Genomic DNA, 17,284 nt, shown 5'->3' with positions numbered 1-17,284 from the left:
CTTATTTTTTTCAAAAAAACATTAAATATACACAAGCATTTAATAAGATAAAATCCACACACACCATATTGTTTGCAAATGTTTTCTTTCGCATTTGTTGAATCAAAAGTATACCCTTGGTTTGTATAAACAGTTCGAAAATACCAAGGCGAAACAAAACTAATTAACATATGAAATCTTATATAGTTATAAGTTCGTTTTGATATTTTTTCTGTCAATAATAATGTTTTTAACATTTCCATATACAATATACAAAAATTATAAAAAATATTATACCCTCCTTTTTTTCGACAGCTAGATTCTCAATATATTCTCCATTATCAATCAAATATAATCCTAAATCGATATTGAATAGTAAGCTTGTATGAGGGAACATAACATCAACATCATCCTTACTATGCTTTAAATTACATAATTGTTCTTTCCAAATAGAAAAAGCCGAACTCCATGTATTCTGAAAGCTTGTGGTTCTTATGAAATCATCTTTATTATCAAATGATTTTACTTGGCAATTTAGTTTCAATGTGCCATTTGAAAAGAAAATAACTGGTTTATTTTTAATATTATTTTTTGCTTGTTGAACTAGTCTGGAGAATTGACCTGGTCGGAATTTACTATAATCATTATGTAATTTTAATAATTCACCATTGCCGTGCTTCAGAGCTTCTATTGAGTTGTAAAATCCTTTAACCGGATTTCTATAATAAACAACATTAATACCTGATTCCTTTAAAGAGAGAACATAATCCATTGTTTTATTATTATCAGAGTTGTCTGAAACAACAATTTCATATTCTGATCTATTTTCATGATCGTTAATTATAGACATTAATGTCTCTTTTAGATATTCAACTCTATCTTTCGTCGGAATACAAATTGAAACAAAAATCATTACTTATTCCCTAATGATGCTTTTTTAAGAAAACAAAAAAATAACAATACGACCATTATTTCAATTAATAATAGAGATATCGAAACTCCATAATAAGAATAATATTTAGACAAAAAATATATTAATACAAAGCCTATAACACCTGTGAAAATATATGTTCTACTAAACTCTTTATATAGTCCCATAGGTAGCATAATTTGAACTCCTAGCAAATTTCCTATGCCTATAATAGGAGGAATCCAAATTATTATTTTTAATATGTCTGCTGTGGAAGAGAATCCTTGTCCATAAATTATATATACAATCTTATCGGAAAATAAAAAAACGAAAAAACTAAGAGCAAACAAAGGAATAACAAAATATTTGAAAGATTGTTTGATTAAAGATAAAGCTTCTTGCTTAGATTCCGACATTAAACGACTTAACCTAGGATATAGAGCTTGAGATATTGGTCCAATAAATCCTTGTAAAGCTAGCTTTATCTTGTCAGCTGCGGAATATATTCCTACACTTGCTGCCCCCGATGTAGCTCCAAGAACTATTGGTATACTTGTTGTATACAAGCTTACAAAAGATGTAGATATAAAAATATCCCAACCAGACTTAAAGTGATTAATTATATCCTTTCTTTCAAATTTAACAATGGTAACTAGTTTAAGATAAAATGCCATGGTTAGAGCTATGGTTGCAGCAATTATAGACATAATACCTTGAATCAGAATAGCGATATATGTATCATTTGCTTTTTTTACAAGAATAAATACAAGTAAAATACCTATTAAACGTGCAATAAAATTGCTTATGGCGATAACAATCATTTTTTCATACCCCTGATATAACCAAACAGGGAATAGTGCGCTTCCTATGACAAGAAAGAAACCAAAATAAAAAGATAATACTAAATATTTATCCTCTTCATAAAAAATTGTAATGAGAAAGATAACGAATAGAGCAAGAAGAGATAGAATTATCTTACAAAAAATAACACTGCAAAAAACTTTACTTATATAAAGTTTGTTCCCTCTATAAATTGAAATTTCTTTTGTTGCAGTAAAATTGAATCCGTAATCAATAATAATAATTAAATATTGTATTATTGCTAATATTAAACCATATATTCCAAAGTTTTCTATACCTAGTACTCTGACAAGGTATGGAATTAATATAAGTGGTAGAAAATAATTTACTGCTTGAATGCTAAATAAAGAAAATATATTTTTTAATAAAATCCTATCCACAAGGACCTCATATATCATATGGAAAGTTTATTGAATAAAATTTCATAATAGTGGTACATCTGTTTTTTTATTCTCTATTGCTATTGCTATTGCTATTGCAATGAGGCCGATTCTATGGAGATGTTACATATTTAATCAATTGAGATACAAACTAATAGAAATAGTTCTGTGTTACTGTTTTATACAGAGATTGCCATAGGTGCTCAATTTTATTTAGTCAAGGTGAGTGATATAGTAAAAAAATAAAATAGTTTAAATTTAGTATTTCTCGCCAGTCAGTCTATGTTTTTCAGCTTTTATGAATGCCATAATTTCCTAAGATTAGTACTATGGTTTTAGTATGGACGAATTCAACTATCATACTGAAAGCAATGTTATCAAACCCTCTATGGATTGTTATGACAAAGTAGATTTATTTATCACAAAGTATAATATGGCCTGACTCTTGAGGGGATTCTTTATCGCGTAATAAACTGTTACCCTTGGAGTGATTTGTGAATTCGGTAAATGGAATACTGTCTTTAAAAATTGAATGGTTGTTTATTAATGCAATATTGTTAGTTCCTATCAACTGGCTCGGATGCTTCTTCCAAAGAAAGTAACTCAATTGTAAAAAACCGGAGAGGATGTTCAACTAAAACACATTTAGAGGCAAATAATGGCGATTTATAGGTGCATTTTGAGCTTTTCGATTGGTTGACAAACGATATTGTTTATGTAGAAGTTTTCGAAACAATTACCACCATCGGATTTTGTGATTGCGGATAAAGTGTACGATAATGAAATCTTCGGACATATTGTTAAACTGCAAGGGGAAACCCCTGCCATTCCCTATTAGGAACCGGAAACTCGATAAGAAAATTTTCGGCTTTTTTTCTATCGTTATCGTCATCAATCAGTAAATGTGAAAGAACATAATAAAGGTTGAATCGAACAACTATCTGTTATTTCAAGTTAAATCTATGCATAAGAACGTCATAGAAATTTTTATTGAATGCGAGTACTACATTTGATTATTGAACTAACTTTTAGATGTATGACCTGAAACATTATTAAGTCGGTGTTCAAATAGGCATACCTTTGTTAATTTAAGTTATAACAAATTCATTATTAAATTGATATTAAAGGAAATTATCTCAATGATTGAAATTCAAGCATTGGTAAAAGCACACCAGGTTAATAACAACACCTAATTAAATCAAAATAAATCTGCAGAATCAAATGGTGAAGCTTTTTCATCTTTCGGAGAAAGTTTTAATTCAGAGCATTCTGGCCAGTCGATAGATAATAAATGATCATTCCAGATGATACTTCTTTCATGGCTAGGTGTATAATAATTCGTTGTTTTATAAAGAAACTCAGCTGTGTTGCTGAGTGTTAAAAAACCATGTGCAAATCCCTCAGGGATCCAAAAATGACGTTTATTGTCTGCACTCAAATGAACGCCTGCCCACTGACCAAACGTGGGAGAATTTTTGCGAATATCGACAGCCACGTCAAAAACTTCACCAGCAATACAGCGTACCAGCTTTCCTTGAGCGTATGGAGCTAATTGATAATGAAGACCACGCAATACTCCTTTACTGGATTTAGAGTGGTTATCTTGAACAAATGTTACGGAATGGCCAACTGCTTCTTCAAAGACTTTTTGATTGAAACTTTCGAAGAAAAAACCGCGTTCGTCTCCAAATACCTTAGGTTCGAATATTAATACATCAGGAATTGCTGTTTTAATTACATTCATCGGGTAGCTCTTTAGATATAAGGACTGGAAAGAATTTTACCATTGATAATTTACTGATGATCTCTTTCCACCATTTTTATCAGATATTGACCATAGTCATTCTTAGCCAGTGGAGTAGCTAGTTCTTTGAGCTGAGAAGCATTAATAAACTTTTTGCGATAGGCAATTTCTTCAGGGCAGGCAACTTTTAGCCCCTGACGTATCTCGATAGTTTGGATAAAGTTACTTGCTTCTATCAAGCTTTGGTGAGTACCCGTGTCTAGCCAGGCATAACCACGCCCCATCATAGCTACTGATAATTCGTCTTGTTTAAGGTAGATACGGTTAATATCAGTGATTTCAAACTCACCGCGTTTGGAAGGGGTTAGACCTTTAGCCACTTCTACCACACGATTGTCATAAAAATAGAGTCCGGTAACCGCATAGTTACTCTTGGGTTTCAGCGGTTTTTCTTCCAGAGAGATAGCTTTTCCTTCGGTATTAAACTCTACTACACCATAACGTTCAGGATCATGCACATGATAAGCAAAAACTGTTGCACCATTGGTTTTTTCAGCGGCCTGTTCTAATTGCTTTTGCAAATCATGACCATAGAAAATATTATCTCCCAATACGAGAGCGCAGTTGTCTCCACCAATAAACTCTTCAGCAAGGATAAAGGCTTGCGCTAGACCATCAGGGCTTGGTTGTACTTTGTATTGAAGATTGAGTCCCCATTGAGAGCCATTTCCCAGTAATTGCTCAAATCGAGGAGTATCCTGAGGTGTACTGATAATAAGAATGTCTCTAATCCCAGCTAGCATTAGTGTGCTTAAAGGGTAGTAGATCATGGGCTTGTCATAGATAGGGAGTAACTGTTTACTTACCGCCATGGTGACAGGATAAAGGCGAGTACCAGACCCCCCTGCCAGAATAATACCTTTACGTGTTGTCATGTTGTTTAACTTACGAGTGTAAAATGAAAATCGAACAGAGCTCTAACTTATTGCCCCAGAATTTCGGCTAGCATGCGATCTACTCCTATTTTCCAATCAGGAAGTATTAGATCAAAAGATTCTTGAAATTTGTTGGTATTGAGCCGAGAATTGTGTGGACGTGGTGCTGGGGTAGGGAACGCAGAAGTTGGTACGGATTTAATCTCTTTGACAGCTGGTTCAAAACCCGCTTGTTGTGCCCGTTCAAACACGTATTGAGCATAGCTGAACCAAGTTGTTTCACCTGATGCTATCAAATGATAGAGTCCAGCTAATTCTGGTTTCTGCTGTGTTACTCGGATTGCGTGGGCTGTGCAATCAGCTAGTAACTCAGCTCCCGTTGGTGCTCCGAATTGGTCATTTATGATAGAGAGTGTTTCTCGTTCTTTGCCTAGTTTTAGCATTGTTTTAGCAAAGTTAGCCCCACGAGCTGCATAAACCCAACTAGTTCGGAAGATAAGATGTTTTTCACAATGAGTTTGTACTGCAATTTCACCAGCTAGCTTAGTCTCTCCATAGACATTGAGGGGAGCAGGAGTATCATTTTCATGCCAAGGTTTTTCTCCGCTACCATCAAATACATAGTCAGTGGAGTAATGTACTAACCAAGCCCCTAGTTTTTGGGCTTCTTTGGCAATAGCTTCTACACTGTGAGAATTTAACAGTTCGGCTAGTTCTCGCTCTGACTCTGCTTTATCCACTGCCGTGTGTGCAGCTGCGTTTACGATTACATCAGGCTTGAGTAACTGGACAGTTTTTGCAACGCCCTCTGGATTGCTGAAATCACCGCAGTAATCATTCGAAGTGAAGTCGAGTGCTGTAACCTTTCCCAAAGGTGCCAATGCACGTTGCAACTCCCATCCTACCTGCCCATTTTTACCAAACAAGAGAATATGCATTATTTGTTTTCTCCATACTGTTGGTTAACCCAAGATTTGTAAGCACCACTTTTCACATTTTGAACCCAAACCTGATTATCTAAATACCAATGTATGGTTTTACGAATACCTTCTTCAAAGGTTTCTTGTGGCTGCCAGCCTAAATCACGGCTAATTTTGCTGGCATCAATGGCATAACGACGGTCATGACCTGGGCGATCTGCTACATATGTAATCTGATCTTGGTAAGAGCCTTGAGATTTTGGCTTGAGTTCATCAAGGAGTTTGCAAATGGTATTTACTACTTCAATGTTCTTTTTCTCGTTATGGCCACCTATATTGTAGGTTTCGCCAATTTTTCCCATAGTAACTACCTTGTAGAGCGCTTGAGCGTGATCTTCAACATATAACCAATCCCGAATTTGGTCTCCTTCCCCATAAATAGGTAAAGGTTTTCCTTCTAATGCATTCAAAATAACAAGAGGAATTAATTTCTCTGGGAAGTGATAAGGGCCATAATTGTTAGAGCAATTAGTTACTATAGTCGGTAATCCATAAGTTCTGTGCCATGCTCTGACTAAATGATCGCTGGATGCTTTTGATGCAGAATATGGGCTACTTGGAGCATAAGCTGTTTTTTCGGTAAATAAAGGAAGGGTAGTATTATCAGGGCATTGATCAGGATGAGGTAAATCACCATATACTTCGTCAGTTGAAATATGATGGAAAATGAATTTATTTTTTTTGCCTTCGGGTAGTTGTTGCCAATAATTTCTTGTGGCTTCCAAAAGCGTGTAAGTACCAATAATATTGGTCTTAATAAAATCATCAGGACCACTGATTGAACGGTCTACGTGGCTTTCTGCAGCTAAGTGCATAATAGCATCAGGCTGGTATTGTTCTAATATATTATCTAGCCTGTTGTGATCACAAATATCTGCTTTTTCAAAATTATAACGTGGACTACTGTCAATTTCTTTGAGTGACTCTAAATTGCCTGCATAAGTAAGTTTATCAACATTGATAACGCTATCATTAGTGTGGTTGATAATATGTCGAATTAATGCAGAGCCAATAAAACCTGCCCCACCAGTAACCAGAATTTTCATGTTTGATTTTTTTAGTTGATCTTAGGATTGATATGAAATTGGAAAGGAAATTTTATGGGATATAAATTGTCATGTATAACCAAAGCTACCGCACTAGGTTACGGCTCCCAGAGTGCCTGTTGTGTGTCACAATTTGACTTATCCAATTAATATAAAAGGAATTTTCTGCTTAACAAAAATTAACATATCAACAATTTGTGTTAAGCAGCGACGAGATTAGTCCCTCGCCGCATTGAGGTCAAGTATAATAGATTTTTTCTTTAATTGTTACATCTTGTAACTAACTAAATTTCAAGGCGAAAGCCGCCTATCTTATCTTCCATGCAATGGCAGCCAAATCATCAACCGTAGTCCCCCCAATGGGCTATCTTCTGCTTTCACCCAACCGCGATGCTGGCTGACTGCTGTTTCAACTATCGCTAACCCTAATCCGGTTCCACCGGACTCTCTATCCCGTGCTTCATCCGTTCGATAAAACGGGCGGAAGATATGTTCGCGGTCTTCTGGGCTGACTCCTGATCCATCATCATCAACACTAATCGTCACGCCTTGGTTATCTGCCGTAAATGCAACGGCGATATGGTTGCTGGAGTAACGCAGTGCATTGCGGACGATGTTTTCCAGTGCGCTGCCGAGTGCGGCCGGGTTGCAGTAAATTATCCAGTTTCCGGGAGGTGATACGATATCCAGCGTCTTGCTCATCTGCTCGGCTTCAAATTTCGCATTTTCTAGGATGTCAGACCATATATCGTGGGCTTTGATATTCTCGCGTAGTAACTCGTTCTTATGTTGATTGCGGGAAAGTACTAGCAGGTCATTAATCATGCCATCTAAACGTTGGGTCTCTGTTTCGATACGCCCCAGCTCTTTGCTTTCACCGTGACGGCGGCGTAGTAAAGCCGTCGCTAATTGTAAGCGGGTAAGTGGCGTACGTAGTTCATGGGAGATATCGGAAATCAGCCGCTGTTGGGCGGTGACCATTCTTTCCAGTGCACTGATCATCTGGTTGAAACTACTGCCGGTCGCTAAAAACTCTTGTGGGCCGGATTCCAGCTCAGGGTGTTGCCGTAAGTTGCCTCTCGCAACGTCATCGGCGGCGTTTTTGAGTTTACGAGCGGGTTTTGCCAGGCTCCATGACAGCCACAAGAGTAATGGCGCACTGATTAACATGGTGGCCGCAGGTAGTAAAAATGGTCGGTCAAACATCAAATTAATAAAATCTGATTGTGGGCTGCCTGCTGGTCTAATGATGTAAAGGTGGTAATGGTCTTCTCCATCACGGACAGAAAAAGGGCCGAGTATTTCCGAACGGCCATATTTTTTCTTTTTAGGGTGATCTGCATTATCGGATTGGCCGATAAAGTTGCGGATCACTTGTTGTTGGTGGGTCGGGGTATTGATGTCACTGATAAGCCCTTCACTGGAGACGAGGATCAGGCGCTGGCCTGGTGGAGTCCACAAGGCAATAGCGCGATCCAGACGTAGCCACCAGAATAGGTCATTCCCAGAGTCGTGTATTAATTCTTCTTCTACTTGTTTTGCCAGTTTTGTTCCCAATTGATATTCACTGTCCAAAAGAGGCGTTAACTGCCGTGAGTCCAGTTTGGGCGCCATTAAGGCGATCATCAGGACAAGTGCGAGCGTGAACCAAAAAATTGCGAATATACGGGCCGTCAAGCTATTGATCATTTTGAGGAAACCATTAAGTATCCACGGCCGCGTAATGTCTTAAACCATGGTAGTCCATCTGTTCTGTTTGGTAATTTACGGCGTAGATTCGAAATATGCATATCAATAGCCCGATCAAAAGGTGTTAAGCGTTTTCCCAATACTTCCTGGCTTAAATGTTCACGGGAAACAACTTGTCCCAAATGTTGTGCGAGTAAATAAAGCAGGGTGAATTCCGTGCCAGTGAGATCTAAAATCGTACCACCAAAACTGGCTTCCTGGCGTCCGGGGTTAAGTTGCAGTTTATCGATCTCCAGTATCGGTGTTCCAACGTCAGCTTGTTGTTCACTCCAGTTGGAACGGCGCAAAATGGCACGTATACGGGCGACCAGTTCACGATCGTTAAACGGTTTGGGGAGATAGTCATCCGCTCCCAGTTCTAATCCCAAAACGCGGTCTAAATCGCTGCCACGAGCCGTTAACATGATAACGGGGGTTTGATGGTATTGCCGTAGCTCTTTCAGCGTCTCAATGCCGTTCTTGCGCGGCATCATGATGTCCAGCAACAATAGGTCAATTGAAGAATCGATGTATTGTAAAGCCTGTTCGCCATCGTAGGCGATGACAACATTGAATCCTTCCATTTCGAGCAATTCTTTTAATAGCGATGTCAGCTCGCGGTCATCATCAACTAATAAGATTTTATGCATTAATTCTTCCTCCAAGAGCAAAATACGATAACAAACTTCGCTATTCCATGACTTTACGTTCTTTTACACGCTCTGACGCTAGTTTGCAGCCGTAGGGTTATAGTTATCCGCACTGAATCGAATGCTGCTGTTCGAGAAAGCGAGGAAATTTAATGCGTAACATAGCAATATTGGCTTTAGCGTCAATGGTTGTCGTCGGAACAACGGAAGCTTTAGCTAAAACTGCTGATACGGATCATATTCCTGAGGTTAGTTCCTACACTCCGCACCCATATTGTATGTCATATGGTTATAAGAGGAATTTTAATTATCACCGGGATGGTCAATATAACTATAGTTATATCTTCGGTGGAATAGCGTTAACTGAACAGCAACGTGAACAGATGTGGAATTTAGTCAAACAGCAGCATCAGTATGAGCAGCCGTTGATTGATATGCGAACTGAGCATCGTAAGTTGAATGCGCTTTTGACAGCAGAGGATTTTGATGAAGCTGAGGTTCGTTCGCAGCTTGAAAAAATAGCCGAAAAGAATGTTGCTCTGAATGTAGAAATTGCGCGTGTTAGTAATCAGGTTTATCAACTGTTAACACCCGAGCAGAAAGAGCTGCTAAAAGATCGTCTAAAAAAACGAATACGAATGTGACGCTCGAAAAGTGAACTGACTTTTTGTTACGCCGTAGCAGCAATAACGATTTTCCTTGCCATAGACACCATCCCTGTCTTTCAGCCCCCTTGAGGGGCTTTTTTTTTCAATGACTTATAGTCACTATTCCATAAAAAACAACAACATAAAAAAGTATGAAAGAGTTAGAAAGTATATGAAAGTTTTTGAGTGTGGACGGTCGGTGGACGATCGCCACACTCTTTTACTTACGCTACTTTAATTCCACCCTTAAGAGGATTTAATGTAATTGCATGTTGCAGATAGTCTGGGGCAAGGTGAGCATAGGCCATTGTCTGGGTTATGCTGGCGTGCCCAAGTATCTGTTGCAGCGCAATTATGTTTCCTCCATTCATCATGAAATGACTAGCGAAAGTATGCCTTAGTACATGGGTCGCCTGTCCTTTTGGTAAGTCTGGTTTGACGGTATGCAAGATGTTACAAAACTTCTTGTAGTCAACTTTAAACAGCTTACCTGCTTGCGTTCGTCCACGAATTTCTTTCTCTACATCATCAGAAATAGGAACGACGCGCTGTTTTCCGTTCTTTGTTTTAAGAAAAATCACCCGACCTTTCAAAACTTGCTGCGCTTCTAGGTTTTCTGCTTCTCCCCATCGCGCACCAGTACTAAGACAAAATACTGCTATTTTCCTTTCTTCCTTATTCAGCGATTTGAGCAATAGATCTATCTCTGGCGTGGTGAGATAGGTCATCGCAACATTTATCTCGCTTAAGGGTTCTAAACCATGTAAGGGGTTATCGCCTGTATATTCCTCAATTTTTATTAAGGTTGAAAACATGCCTGATAGCCTGTACATGTCTCTGTTTATAGTTTTAGCGGTGATCCCTTGAGCTAATCGTTTTCCACGATGCTCCATGATTGTCCGTTTCGTCAGTCGATCTATGGTTGGGTCATTGAGGTGTCTCATTGTTTTGATGAGATGCCGCTTTTCTATAGCTCCATTTTCTGTATTTTGTCCGTAATATAACCACCAAATTTCAATCAGATTGCTGAGATTCTTTTTGCTTGAGCCATTAAGAGCCAGCTCATTATTTTCTGCTTTTGCTAATGTATATCTTTCAAAAGCAACTGCTTCACTTTTTCGATTAAATAACCTACGGAATCTTACGCCCTTGGTTCCGTGAGGTCTTAAGTCCACTTCATAGCGTCCATCATTGAGCTTCTTAATTGCCATAAGTAAGCCCTCCGATGTAACTGACAGATTGTGCCCACAACTCGTCAGCATATGCATAACAAATATCTAGCCAATTTTCTGTTCTAAGCGGGGTCAGGTTATTTTCTCTTGCCCACAGCGCGCGAGGGCCGGCGCGACTTGGCCAGCTTCCGGTGCTGTTGTATCAGTCATTAACCATAAAGTATATTTTCTAAATATATCAACGGTTAACACTCTTTCTACGATGCTAATCCCTACGCTAACATTTTGCGTTTCATATCCCTTTATTGCACCCAAGCTTATTCCCGTTATATCACTCATTGCTTGCTGGGTTAATTTTTCGGCTTTTCTTATCTCTCGTAATTTTTGCCCATAGTCTCTTGACATGGTAATCACCTCAATACTATATTGATGAAATGGTAATTAATTAATTACCTTTTGCGGCACAAAAAACCCCTTAAAACCGAGTAAGGGCGGTTTTAAAAAGGTTCAAACTAAGAAGGTTAGCAAATGAACGAAGAAATTTACAAGGTGGAGTACCCAGTTAACGCTGTGCCATACCAGAAATTTGCAGAGTTAATCGGTAAAAAAGCCGATGCAGTTAAAGAAATGACAAAGCAAAACAAACTACCACTTATTGAGTGGCGTGATCCGAGTAAGCTAAAATCCAGAGTTGGGGAAAAATGGGTTTACATCCCTGAATTTAACCGAGCTATGGAAGTAATACCGCTCGCTTAAGTAAATTAAGATAACGCGATGCTCGACTTTAACATCCTATAACGTTGGCTTGTTGAAGCCAGTCGCGTTGACTTTTACCTTGTTTAAAATTGGCAAAAATACCCAATGTGTGAGAAAGCAGTTTCCTGGCAATTCGATTACTCAAATGCCACAAATCCCGTGCCCAGCACTTCTCGATAGCAAATTGCCCGGCAAGTTGACCAATGACGGTTTCAATTAAACGGCGTTTGGCGTTAATGACCCTTCTCGTTTTTCTGGGGATGGGATCATCCCTATTGGCACGCACTAGGGTAATCATTTCAATACCCTCTGCCTTCATTTCCTGTTTAAATTCAACGCCTAAATACCCTTTATCACCCAGCAAATAGCCTTTTATCGAACCGATCACATCCCAGGTTGCTTCACGCTCACCGACATTGGCGGGCGTCAGCGTAAACCCGGTTACCACGCCGATTTCGTCTATCATGAGATGTCCTTTGAAGCCGTAGTCAGTTTCGTTTTTGGCGGCACAGTACCCATAATCGGCTTGCCCTTGTATCTTAAAAGTAGGTTAAAATAAATACGATTAGATTTGGCACAGTGTACGCAGTCTGAGTTGCCCTGGGGTTTTAAGCCCGTTTTAAAGCTATTGACGCATACACTGAGCCACTCATCTGAAACCCGAACAGTTGTCCGTCATCCATAACGTATTTGCAAGGCAGGGTAATATGAGTCAGCCAAATCCACTTTGTGTGGGCATCGATGTTTCCAAAGCCTCATTAGATATCGCCGTGAGTACTGGCGTAGAGGCATTCACCGCCAGTAATGATCCTGATGGTTTTGATGCCATTGTGTCCGTACTGAAGCAACATCTCGTGTCCCTGATTCTGATGGAAGCCACCGGTGGACTGGAATCTGCTGTTGCCTGCTCGCTTCAGGCCGAAGGGTTTGATGTCGTTGTTATTAATCCCAGGCAAGCGCGAGATTTTGCCCGGGCCATGGGATATCTGGCAAAGACTGACCGCATTGACGCCAAGGTCCTGACTCAGATGGCAGAAGTGATAAACCGTCATCCCGAACGAGAACGGTTTATTCGGGCGCTGCCAGATGCGGAACGTCAGATTCTTTCTGCCATGGTGGTGCGCAGACGGCAGTTGATTACGATGCTGGTTGCTGAGCGTAATCGCCTACATCCTGCGCATCCTCAGAGCAGAAAGAGCATCAACACTGTCATTAAAGCACTGGAAGCTGAGCTGGCGCGGATCGATGAAGATATGAATAAACATATCCAGATTCATTTTAAGGAACTGGCTGACCGGCTCAGCGCCATCAAGGGCATTGGGGCAATGACAACAGCAGCCCTGCTGGCAGAAGTCCCTGAACTGGGCAAGCTCTCGCGTCGGGAAATCAGTGCACTTGTTGGCGTTGCTCCTGTTAACCGTGACTCGGGAACTATGCGGGGTCGACGAACCATCTTTGGCGGGCGCGCTGGGGTTCGGACAGCGTTGTATATGGCCACACTCGTGGCAACCCGTTTTAACCCGGTAATCAAGACGTTTTACAACCGCCTGCTGGCGGCGGGTAAGGCCAAAAAAGTGGCTCTTGTGGCTTGTATGCGCAAGCTGCTGACCATCTTGAATGCGATGATTAGAAAAAATGAAGAATGGAATAATTCGTATCATCAGATAACGCCATAAAATCGCGTTCAAGACAGTTGCTTGAAGTTGGCACTGCCTTTTGCTCTTTTGAATCCACAGACGGGCAGCGGAAATCCGTCGATAATATGTACCGGCCTGTCGGGCGCACCCAATAACCTCGCCAGCTTTTCTTGCAGTTGTTGTTTAACAACCCAAAGATTCGAAATCTGTTTAGCGAAATTGGCGCGTGAACCCAGTCCCGGAAACCACTCGCGCCAGTGGTCACGAAAGTACGTCCAAATGCCTTTATCCGTTGAAAATTCTAAAAATTCGCCCACGACTTCCATCGTGATGGCTTCCGCATCGCTCAGCTTAGGTGGATATCCCCGGCTTCTGAACCGTGTGCCTTGCTGTAACGCCGTTAGATTTTCATCTACCCAACAAAATACCCAAATGATAAAATCTTGCTGTGACATAGCCTTTTGTTCCTTTATTTCTCTATTTTTGACGACTTAAAGTTATAAAGGAGCGGCTATGTCATTTCAACTCACCATAAAAGTCGAGCATCGCGTTAAGATAAGCATAATCGGCCTTCGATGATTGTCTAAGGCCGATTTTTTATGTCTGAATTTTCTCGTGAACTCCAAGCCACTGCGGCATTGAATTACCCAGTCTCCCTGGATGCGTTTAGTCAAAACATTCCAATGGAATGGGTGACTGAAGCCGTTAAAGAAACAGGGCGAGCCACCGTGCGAAAACGTCGATTCCCGGCTGAACAAGCCGTCTGGTTAGTGCTGGGCATCGGTCTCATGCGAAATCGTTCTATCAATGAGGTTTGCGACAAATTAGATTTGGCGTTTCCTGATGCAAAAGGGGAACTGCCGTTATTAGCGTCAAGCAGTATCTCAAAAGCCCGATATCGCATTGGGGTTGAGCCCTTACGACACCTTTTTCATACCACCGCCACCGAATGGGAAAAAGAAGAGACAAATTATGCGACGTGTGGCCTGAAAATCTTATGCGTGGATGGCACTCAGTTTAAAGTGCCTGACACCGGCGATAACCAACTGCTGGGTTATGCCTCCGGCAAAGCGACCTTCCCCTCTGTGTTGGCGGTGACCCTGATGTCCGCCCGGACACACCTGATCTCTGATGTGGCATTTGGCCCTATCACCCAAAGTGAGGTTAGCTATGCCCAACAATTAGTGGGGTCTGCCCCCGAAAATACCCTGACGTTGTTTGATCGGGGCTTTCTTTCTGCGGAGTTATTTCAGGCCTGGCAGGGCACCGGCAAAAATACCCATTGGCTTACCCCGATAAAAAGCAAAATGCGTTATGACGTCATTCAGGAATACAGTGCTTATGACAAACTCATCGAGATGCCGGTGTCTCCCCAAGCCCGGAAAAGGTATCCTCACCTTGAAAAGACCTGGCGAGCGCGCCTGATCCTGATCCCGGAACCCAACGGTGAAATTAAAGGATTTATTACCTCCCTGGAATGTCCGGTGACCTATCCTCTTAAAGAGATCCTGACCGTGTACTGGGAACGATGGGAAACCGAAGAAGGCTATGGTGAACTGAAACAAAGGCAACTCAATAATATCGCTCTGCTGAGAAGCCAGACACGAGTAGGGATCTATCAGGAATTATGGGGCATACTGATTGCCTACAATCTGGTTCGGCTGGAGATGAGTCGGATGGCAAAGGCCTACTGTGTTGAACCGCTTCGGATAAGCTTTATCAACGCGTTACGGTTGATACAGGATGAATTTTTATGGTGTTCAGGACGCAGTCCGGGCACGATACCACAAAAATTAAAAGCCCTCAGGGAAAGTGGTAAACGGCTGATCTTACCCCAAAAGCGAAAACGGCAATCGGTTCCAAGGCAAGTGCTTTGTAAAACATCCCGTTATCCTTATAAAAAAAGAACCGCTCGTGCTTAAGCGAGCGGTATTAGCTATGGAAGAGGCTTTTTACAATCGACCAAAAGAGCAGCGTGATGCTTGGTTGTTGTGGATTGGTTTGTAAGTAATCATCTATCAGAGGGCATTCAAATGAAAAACTCAACATCCCTGAACCGTTCAAAACGGCAATTAACCCTGATGGCCCGCCTGTATGATGTTTTTGATGATGTCAAAAACGAGGTGGAAGTGACACCTGAATTTATCCAGGAAACGCTGGTGCGGTTTATGCAGATGGCGACGGGTAATGATTATCACGTTTCTAAGTCAGCGCGTATTGGGTTTGGGGAAGTGCAATCTCAACCGTTGGTTGATGTACCGGAACCAGTAAGGGCGCCACTGGAGCTAAATCGTACGTATTATGTTCCGGCGCTGTGCATGAAAGATTCTGTCACTGATGAACTTGAATGGTATGGGGATGAATATGATTACCTGCAATTAGATCGCGGTCTAATTCATCTCGACCGCGAATCCGCCGAAATTCATGCTCGGGCGCTCATGTCCCTGGCTTCTAAAAATGCGGCAGAATTAAAGGTGCCTGATGAAGGCAATCAGCTTAATGATATCCTGTCCCGTGAAATGACTTTGTGCTTGGAAGATGTTTTGCATCGTTATGCGGTATGGGAAAGAGTGACGCCTGAAAAAGAAGCCTTAATAATATCCCGGACTCTTCATCACGCCTTTTCAGAATATAGAAAAGATAACAACCATGTTATTGACGGGTTGCCTGTATTCAGAAAAATGATTTCATACGGTATCAATTGGGCTGATGATGAAAGGAGTTTGAAGTTGTTGCTTGAAAAGAACTGTTTAACTATCAAAAAAGCCCTCAATGAATTATTTGAAGGCTTAATTAAGCAAAGATGATTATTTAACCTTTATATTTGATTCGAGTAATTTTTGGTCAAGCAGTGATTCAAGCGATGAATAATACCTATTGAAATGAAATTCAATGTTATTCAGGGAAGTCGTATCACTTCCATAGTGCATATCGATTGCTTTTATTGTTTGCTCGAACAGAAATAAAACTTTTTCATCTTTTGTCATTTTTATGCTCCTTTTATAGGGTGGTTGATGTTTTTCGCCTGAGTCTCCGCTCAAAGAAACCACAGGCAAAGAAGATACCACAGTACCATGCGCCGGACATGGCTAAAAGTCGGCAGCACAATAATAACGATGAGGTAATAAATATGCGAAATACTATTCCAACACCAGAGGAATTAAACAAGGGGAAAATTAAATTCGGCACGTTATTCATTCGCCCGTTACGTATCAGCGCTGTTTGCCCGTTCATCCGTTATCAGGTCGGGGACGGTGAATATTGCTACGGTAAATTTAATTCCAAAGAACAGGCCATTGATTTTTGTCGGCAGTTATATGAGGAACGGTTAGATGAACCAATTAAAGAGAGTGCAACACAAATATAAAATTTCCAGTGATGATTTTAATAAAAAAGTCACTAATAAAAACCATTTGGCCGAGATTTTAATCTCAATTGGTTTGGCGACAACAATGTTAACCCCGTTATTATCCATATTATGAGGTGATGCAATGGCGAATACTGAATCTCATCGCGCAATATCATTAACATTGGATGAGAAAATACGCGGCATGAATAAAACAGCTGAGTTTTTAAGTGGCCATTTTGATAATGATGGGTTGCGGACAGATAAACAGCTGGCGGATTTCCTTGATTACATGCGCGACCGTACTAATAACCGTGTTTGGAATAATGAACGGTTCCTGCATATGATGTTTCATATGGCCGGATTTGATAAATCCCGTTATCACATCGGAATTAATGAATTTACGCCCGAAGAGAAAAAATCGTTTATTTTTATTCTTCATCAATGTCAGGCGATATGCTCGGTATTACCCAATAAGTTGGTTATACCTGACTGAACGCCGCATTAATTAAT

General features: G+C 40.5%; 19 protein-coding genes and 2 pseudogenes. 8 read left to right on the top strand and 13 right to left on the bottom strand.

Features of this window, described 5'->3' with window-relative positions; all coding sequences use genetic code 11:
* Positions 1 to 229 precede the first annotated feature (229 nt).
* The 8 genes from PXH59_RS14625 to cpxR all read right to left on the bottom strand — a co-directional run bounded on the left by PXH59_RS14625 (position 230) and on the right by cpxR (position 9,213).
* Positions 230 to 892 (bottom strand): glycosyltransferase family 2 protein, encoded by a 663-nt coding sequence (locus PXH59_RS14625; RefSeq protein ID WP_285808932.1) that lies wholly within the window; start codon positions 890 to 892, stop codon positions 230 to 232.
* On the bottom strand, positions 892 to 2,130 hold the full coding sequence (locus PXH59_RS14620; protein ID WP_285808931.1) for a flippase: 1,239 nt from the start codon (positions 2,128 to 2,130) through the stop codon (positions 892 to 894). The genes PXH59_RS14625 and PXH59_RS14620 overlap by 1 nt, the downstream gene beginning before the upstream one ends.
* 1,198 nt (positions 2,131 to 3,328) lie before the next feature.
* The gene (gene rfbC, locus PXH59_RS14615) at positions 3,329 to 3,874 is read right to left on the bottom strand and encodes a dTDP-4-dehydrorhamnose 3,5-epimerase (protein ID WP_285808930.1); all 546 of its coding nucleotides are present in this window, start codon (positions 3,872 to 3,874) and stop codon (positions 3,329 to 3,331) included.
* Between the two features lie 50 nt (positions 3,875 to 3,924).
* Positions 3,925 to 4,809 (bottom strand): glucose-1-phosphate thymidylyltransferase RfbA, encoded by an 885-nt coding sequence (rfbA, locus tag PXH59_RS14610; RefSeq protein WP_285808928.1) that lies wholly within the window; start codon positions 4,807 to 4,809, stop codon positions 3,925 to 3,927.
* Between the two features lie 47 nt (positions 4,810 to 4,856).
* The gene (gene rfbD / locus PXH59_RS14605; protein ID WP_285808926.1) at positions 4,857 to 5,747 is read right to left on the bottom strand and encodes a dTDP-4-dehydrorhamnose reductase; all 891 of its coding nucleotides are present in this window, start codon (positions 5,745 to 5,747) and stop codon (positions 4,857 to 4,859) included.
* On the bottom strand, positions 5,747 to 6,835 hold the full coding sequence (gene rfbB / locus PXH59_RS14600) for a dTDP-glucose 4,6-dehydratase (protein ID WP_285808925.1): 1,089 nt from the start codon (positions 6,833 to 6,835) through the stop codon (positions 5,747 to 5,749). Before rfbB ends, rfbD begins: the two co-directional genes overlap by 1 nt.
* Before the next feature lie 312 nt (positions 6,836 to 7,147).
* Positions 7,148 to 8,524, bottom strand: a complete 1,377-nt coding sequence (gene cpxA, locus PXH59_RS14595; RefSeq protein ID WP_285808923.1) for an envelope stress sensor histidine kinase CpxA — start codon at positions 8,522 to 8,524, stop codon at positions 7,148 to 7,150.
* Positions 8,521 to 9,213, bottom strand: coding sequence for an envelope stress response regulator transcription factor CpxR (cpxR, locus tag PXH59_RS14590; RefSeq protein ID WP_047768645.1), 693 nt, complete (start codon positions 9,211 to 9,213; stop codon positions 8,521 to 8,523). Before cpxR ends, cpxA begins: the two co-directional genes overlap by 4 nt.
* Before the next feature lie 152 nt (positions 9,214 to 9,365).
* Between cpxR and PXH59_RS14585 the strand changes: the two genes are divergently transcribed.
* Positions 9,366 to 9,857: a Spy/CpxP family protein refolding chaperone gene (locus tag PXH59_RS14585; RefSeq protein ID WP_285808921.1), complete on the top strand. Its 492-nt coding sequence runs from the start codon at positions 9,366 to 9,368 to the stop codon at positions 9,855 to 9,857.
* A 227-nt stretch (positions 9,858 to 10,084) separates the two neighbouring features.
* Here PXH59_RS14585 and PXH59_RS14580 read toward each other — a convergent pair whose 3' ends face one another.
* Both PXH59_RS14580 and PXH59_RS14575 read right to left on the bottom strand, forming a co-directional pair.
* Positions 10,085 to 11,071, bottom strand: a complete 987-nt coding sequence (locus PXH59_RS14580; RefSeq protein WP_285808919.1) for a phage integrase — start codon at positions 11,069 to 11,071, stop codon at positions 10,085 to 10,087.
* 93 nt (positions 11,072 to 11,164) lie between these two features.
* Positions 11,165 to 11,437, bottom strand: coding sequence for a helix-turn-helix domain-containing protein (locus tag PXH59_RS14575; protein WP_285808917.1), 273 nt, complete (start codon positions 11,435 to 11,437; stop codon positions 11,165 to 11,167).
* Between the two features lie 123 nt (positions 11,438 to 11,560).
* Between PXH59_RS14575 and PXH59_RS14570 the strand changes: the two genes are divergently transcribed.
* Complete coding sequence (locus PXH59_RS14570) at positions 11,561 to 11,788, top strand: Cox family DNA-binding protein (RefSeq protein ID WP_285808915.1); 228 nt, start codon at positions 11,561 to 11,563, stop codon at positions 11,786 to 11,788.
* Positions 11,789 to 11,816: 28 nt separating this feature from the next.
* Here PXH59_RS14570 and PXH59_RS14565 read toward each other — a convergent pair.
* Positions 11,817 to 12,323: pseudogene (locus tag PXH59_RS14565) on the bottom strand (IS982 family transposase); the annotation flags it as partial.
* 172 nt (positions 12,324 to 12,495) lie between these two features.
* On the opposite strand from PXH59_RS14565, the gene PXH59_RS14560 reads away from it, so the two are divergent.
* Positions 12,496 to 13,464 carry an IS110 family RNA-guided transposase gene (locus PXH59_RS14560; protein WP_285808913.1) on the top strand — a complete coding sequence of 323 codons (969 nt, stop codon included), beginning with the start codon at positions 12,496 to 12,498 and terminating at the stop codon, positions 13,462 to 13,464.
* A gap of 20 nt (positions 13,465 to 13,484) precedes the next feature.
* On the opposite strand, the pseudogene PXH59_RS14555 reads toward PXH59_RS14560, so the two are convergent.
* Positions 13,485 to 13,880 (bottom strand): annotated as a pseudogene (locus PXH59_RS14555) (transposase family protein); the annotation flags it as partial.
* 144 nt (positions 13,881 to 14,024) lie between these two features.
* On the opposite strand from PXH59_RS14555, the gene PXH59_RS14550 reads away from it, so the two are divergent.
* From PXH59_RS14550 to PXH59_RS14545, 3 genes are read left to right on the top strand one after another with little or no spacing between them, the layout of a single operon-like run.
* Positions 14,025 to 15,347, top strand: a complete 1,323-nt coding sequence (locus PXH59_RS14550; protein WP_285808910.1) for an IS4 family transposase — start codon at positions 14,025 to 14,027, stop codon at positions 15,345 to 15,347.
* Between the two features lie 16 nt (positions 15,348 to 15,363).
* Entirely contained in the window at positions 15,364 to 15,432 is a 69-nt protein-coding gene (locus tag PXH59_RS20315) for a Cox family DNA-binding protein (RefSeq protein WP_491630988.1), read from the top strand.
* 26 nt (positions 15,433 to 15,458) lie between these two features.
* Positions 15,459 to 16,232: a hypothetical protein gene (locus PXH59_RS14545; protein WP_285808909.1), complete on the top strand. Its 774-nt coding sequence runs from the start codon at positions 15,459 to 15,461 to the stop codon at positions 16,230 to 16,232.
* Here the strand turns inward: PXH59_RS14545 and PXH59_RS14540 are convergent, their stop codons facing one another.
* Entirely contained in the window at positions 16,233 to 16,412 is a 180-nt protein-coding gene (locus PXH59_RS14540) for a hypothetical protein (protein ID WP_285808908.1), read from the bottom strand.
* 143 nt (positions 16,413 to 16,555) lie between these two features.
* Here PXH59_RS14540 and PXH59_RS14535 point away from each other — a divergent pair, with 143 nt between their 5' ends.
* Together PXH59_RS14535 and PXH59_RS14530 are read left to right on the top strand one after the other, a co-directional pair.
* Entirely contained in the window at positions 16,556 to 16,792 is a 237-nt protein-coding gene (locus PXH59_RS14535) for a hypothetical protein (RefSeq protein ID WP_053460693.1), read from the top strand.
* A gap of 124 nt (positions 16,793 to 16,916) precedes the next feature.
* On the top strand, positions 16,917 to 17,267 hold the full coding sequence (locus PXH59_RS14530) for a DUF5347 family protein (RefSeq protein ID WP_285808907.1): 351 nt from the start codon (positions 16,917 to 16,919) through the stop codon (positions 17,265 to 17,267).
* Positions 17,268 to 17,284: the final 17 nt, after the last annotated feature.

This window comes from Xenorhabdus bakwenae (assembly GCF_030272115.1).
Lineage (GTDB): Bacteria > Pseudomonadota > Gammaproteobacteria > Enterobacterales > Enterobacteriaceae > Xenorhabdus > Xenorhabdus bakwenae.
This window is presented reverse-complemented; position numbering and strand designations above follow the sequence as displayed.

Bases quoted from the DNA above. Each gene is read 5' to 3' on its own strand.
- PXH59_RS14545 (WP_285808909.1), top strand. From the start codon at position 15,459: ATGAAAAACTCAACATCCCTGAACCGTTCAAAACGGCAATTAACCCTG.
- PXH59_RS14530 (WP_285808907.1), top strand. From the start codon at position 16,917: ATGGCGAATACTGAATCTCATCGCGCAATATCATTAACATTGGATGAG.
- PXH59_RS14570 (WP_285808915.1), top strand. From the start codon at position 11,561: ATGAACGAAGAAATTTACAAGGTGGAGTACCCAGTTAACGCTGTGCCA.
- PXH59_RS14560 (WP_285808913.1), top strand. From the start codon at position 12,496: ATGAGTCAGCCAAATCCACTTTGTGTGGGCATCGATGTTTCCAAAGCC.
- PXH59_RS14625 (WP_285808932.1), bottom strand. From the start codon at position 892: ATGATTTTTGTTTCAATTTGTATTCCGACGAAAGATAGAGTTGAATAT.
- PXH59_RS14585 (WP_285808921.1), top strand. From the start codon at position 9,366: ATGCGTAACATAGCAATATTGGCTTTAGCGTCAATGGTTGTCGTCGGA.
- PXH59_RS14575 (WP_285808917.1), bottom strand. From the start codon at position 11,437: ATGTCAAGAGACTATGGGCAAAAATTACGAGAGATAAGAAAAGCCGAA.
- rfbB (WP_285808925.1), bottom strand. From the start codon at position 6,835: ATGAAAATTCTGGTTACTGGTGGGGCAGGTTTTATTGGCTCTGCATTA.
- rfbD (WP_285808926.1), bottom strand. From the start codon at position 5,747: ATGCATATTCTCTTGTTTGGTAAAAATGGGCAGGTAGGATGGGAGTTG.
- PXH59_RS14535 (WP_053460693.1), top strand. From the start codon at position 16,556: ATGCGAAATACTATTCCAACACCAGAGGAATTAAACAAGGGGAAAATT.
- PXH59_RS14550 (WP_285808910.1), top strand. From the start codon at position 14,025: ATGTCTGAATTTTCTCGTGAACTCCAAGCCACTGCGGCATTGAATTAC.
- cpxA (WP_285808923.1), bottom strand. From the start codon at position 8,524: ATGATCAATAGCTTGACGGCCCGTATATTCGCAATTTTTTGGTTCACG.
- rfbA (WP_285808928.1), bottom strand. From the start codon at position 4,809: ATGACAACACGTAAAGGTATTATTCTGGCAGGGGGGTCTGGTACTCGC.
- PXH59_RS14540 (WP_285808908.1), bottom strand. From the start codon at position 16,412: ATGACAAAAGATGAAAAAGTTTTATTTCTGTTCGAGCAAACAATAAAA.
- PXH59_RS14580 (WP_285808919.1), bottom strand. From the start codon at position 11,071: ATGGCAATTAAGAAGCTCAATGATGGACGCTATGAAGTGGACTTAAGA.
- rfbC (WP_285808930.1), bottom strand. From the start codon at position 3,874: ATGAATGTAATTAAAACAGCAATTCCTGATGTATTAATATTCGAACCT.
- cpxR (WP_047768645.1), bottom strand. From the start codon at position 9,213: ATGCATAAAATCTTATTAGTTGATGATGACCGCGAGCTGACATCGCTA.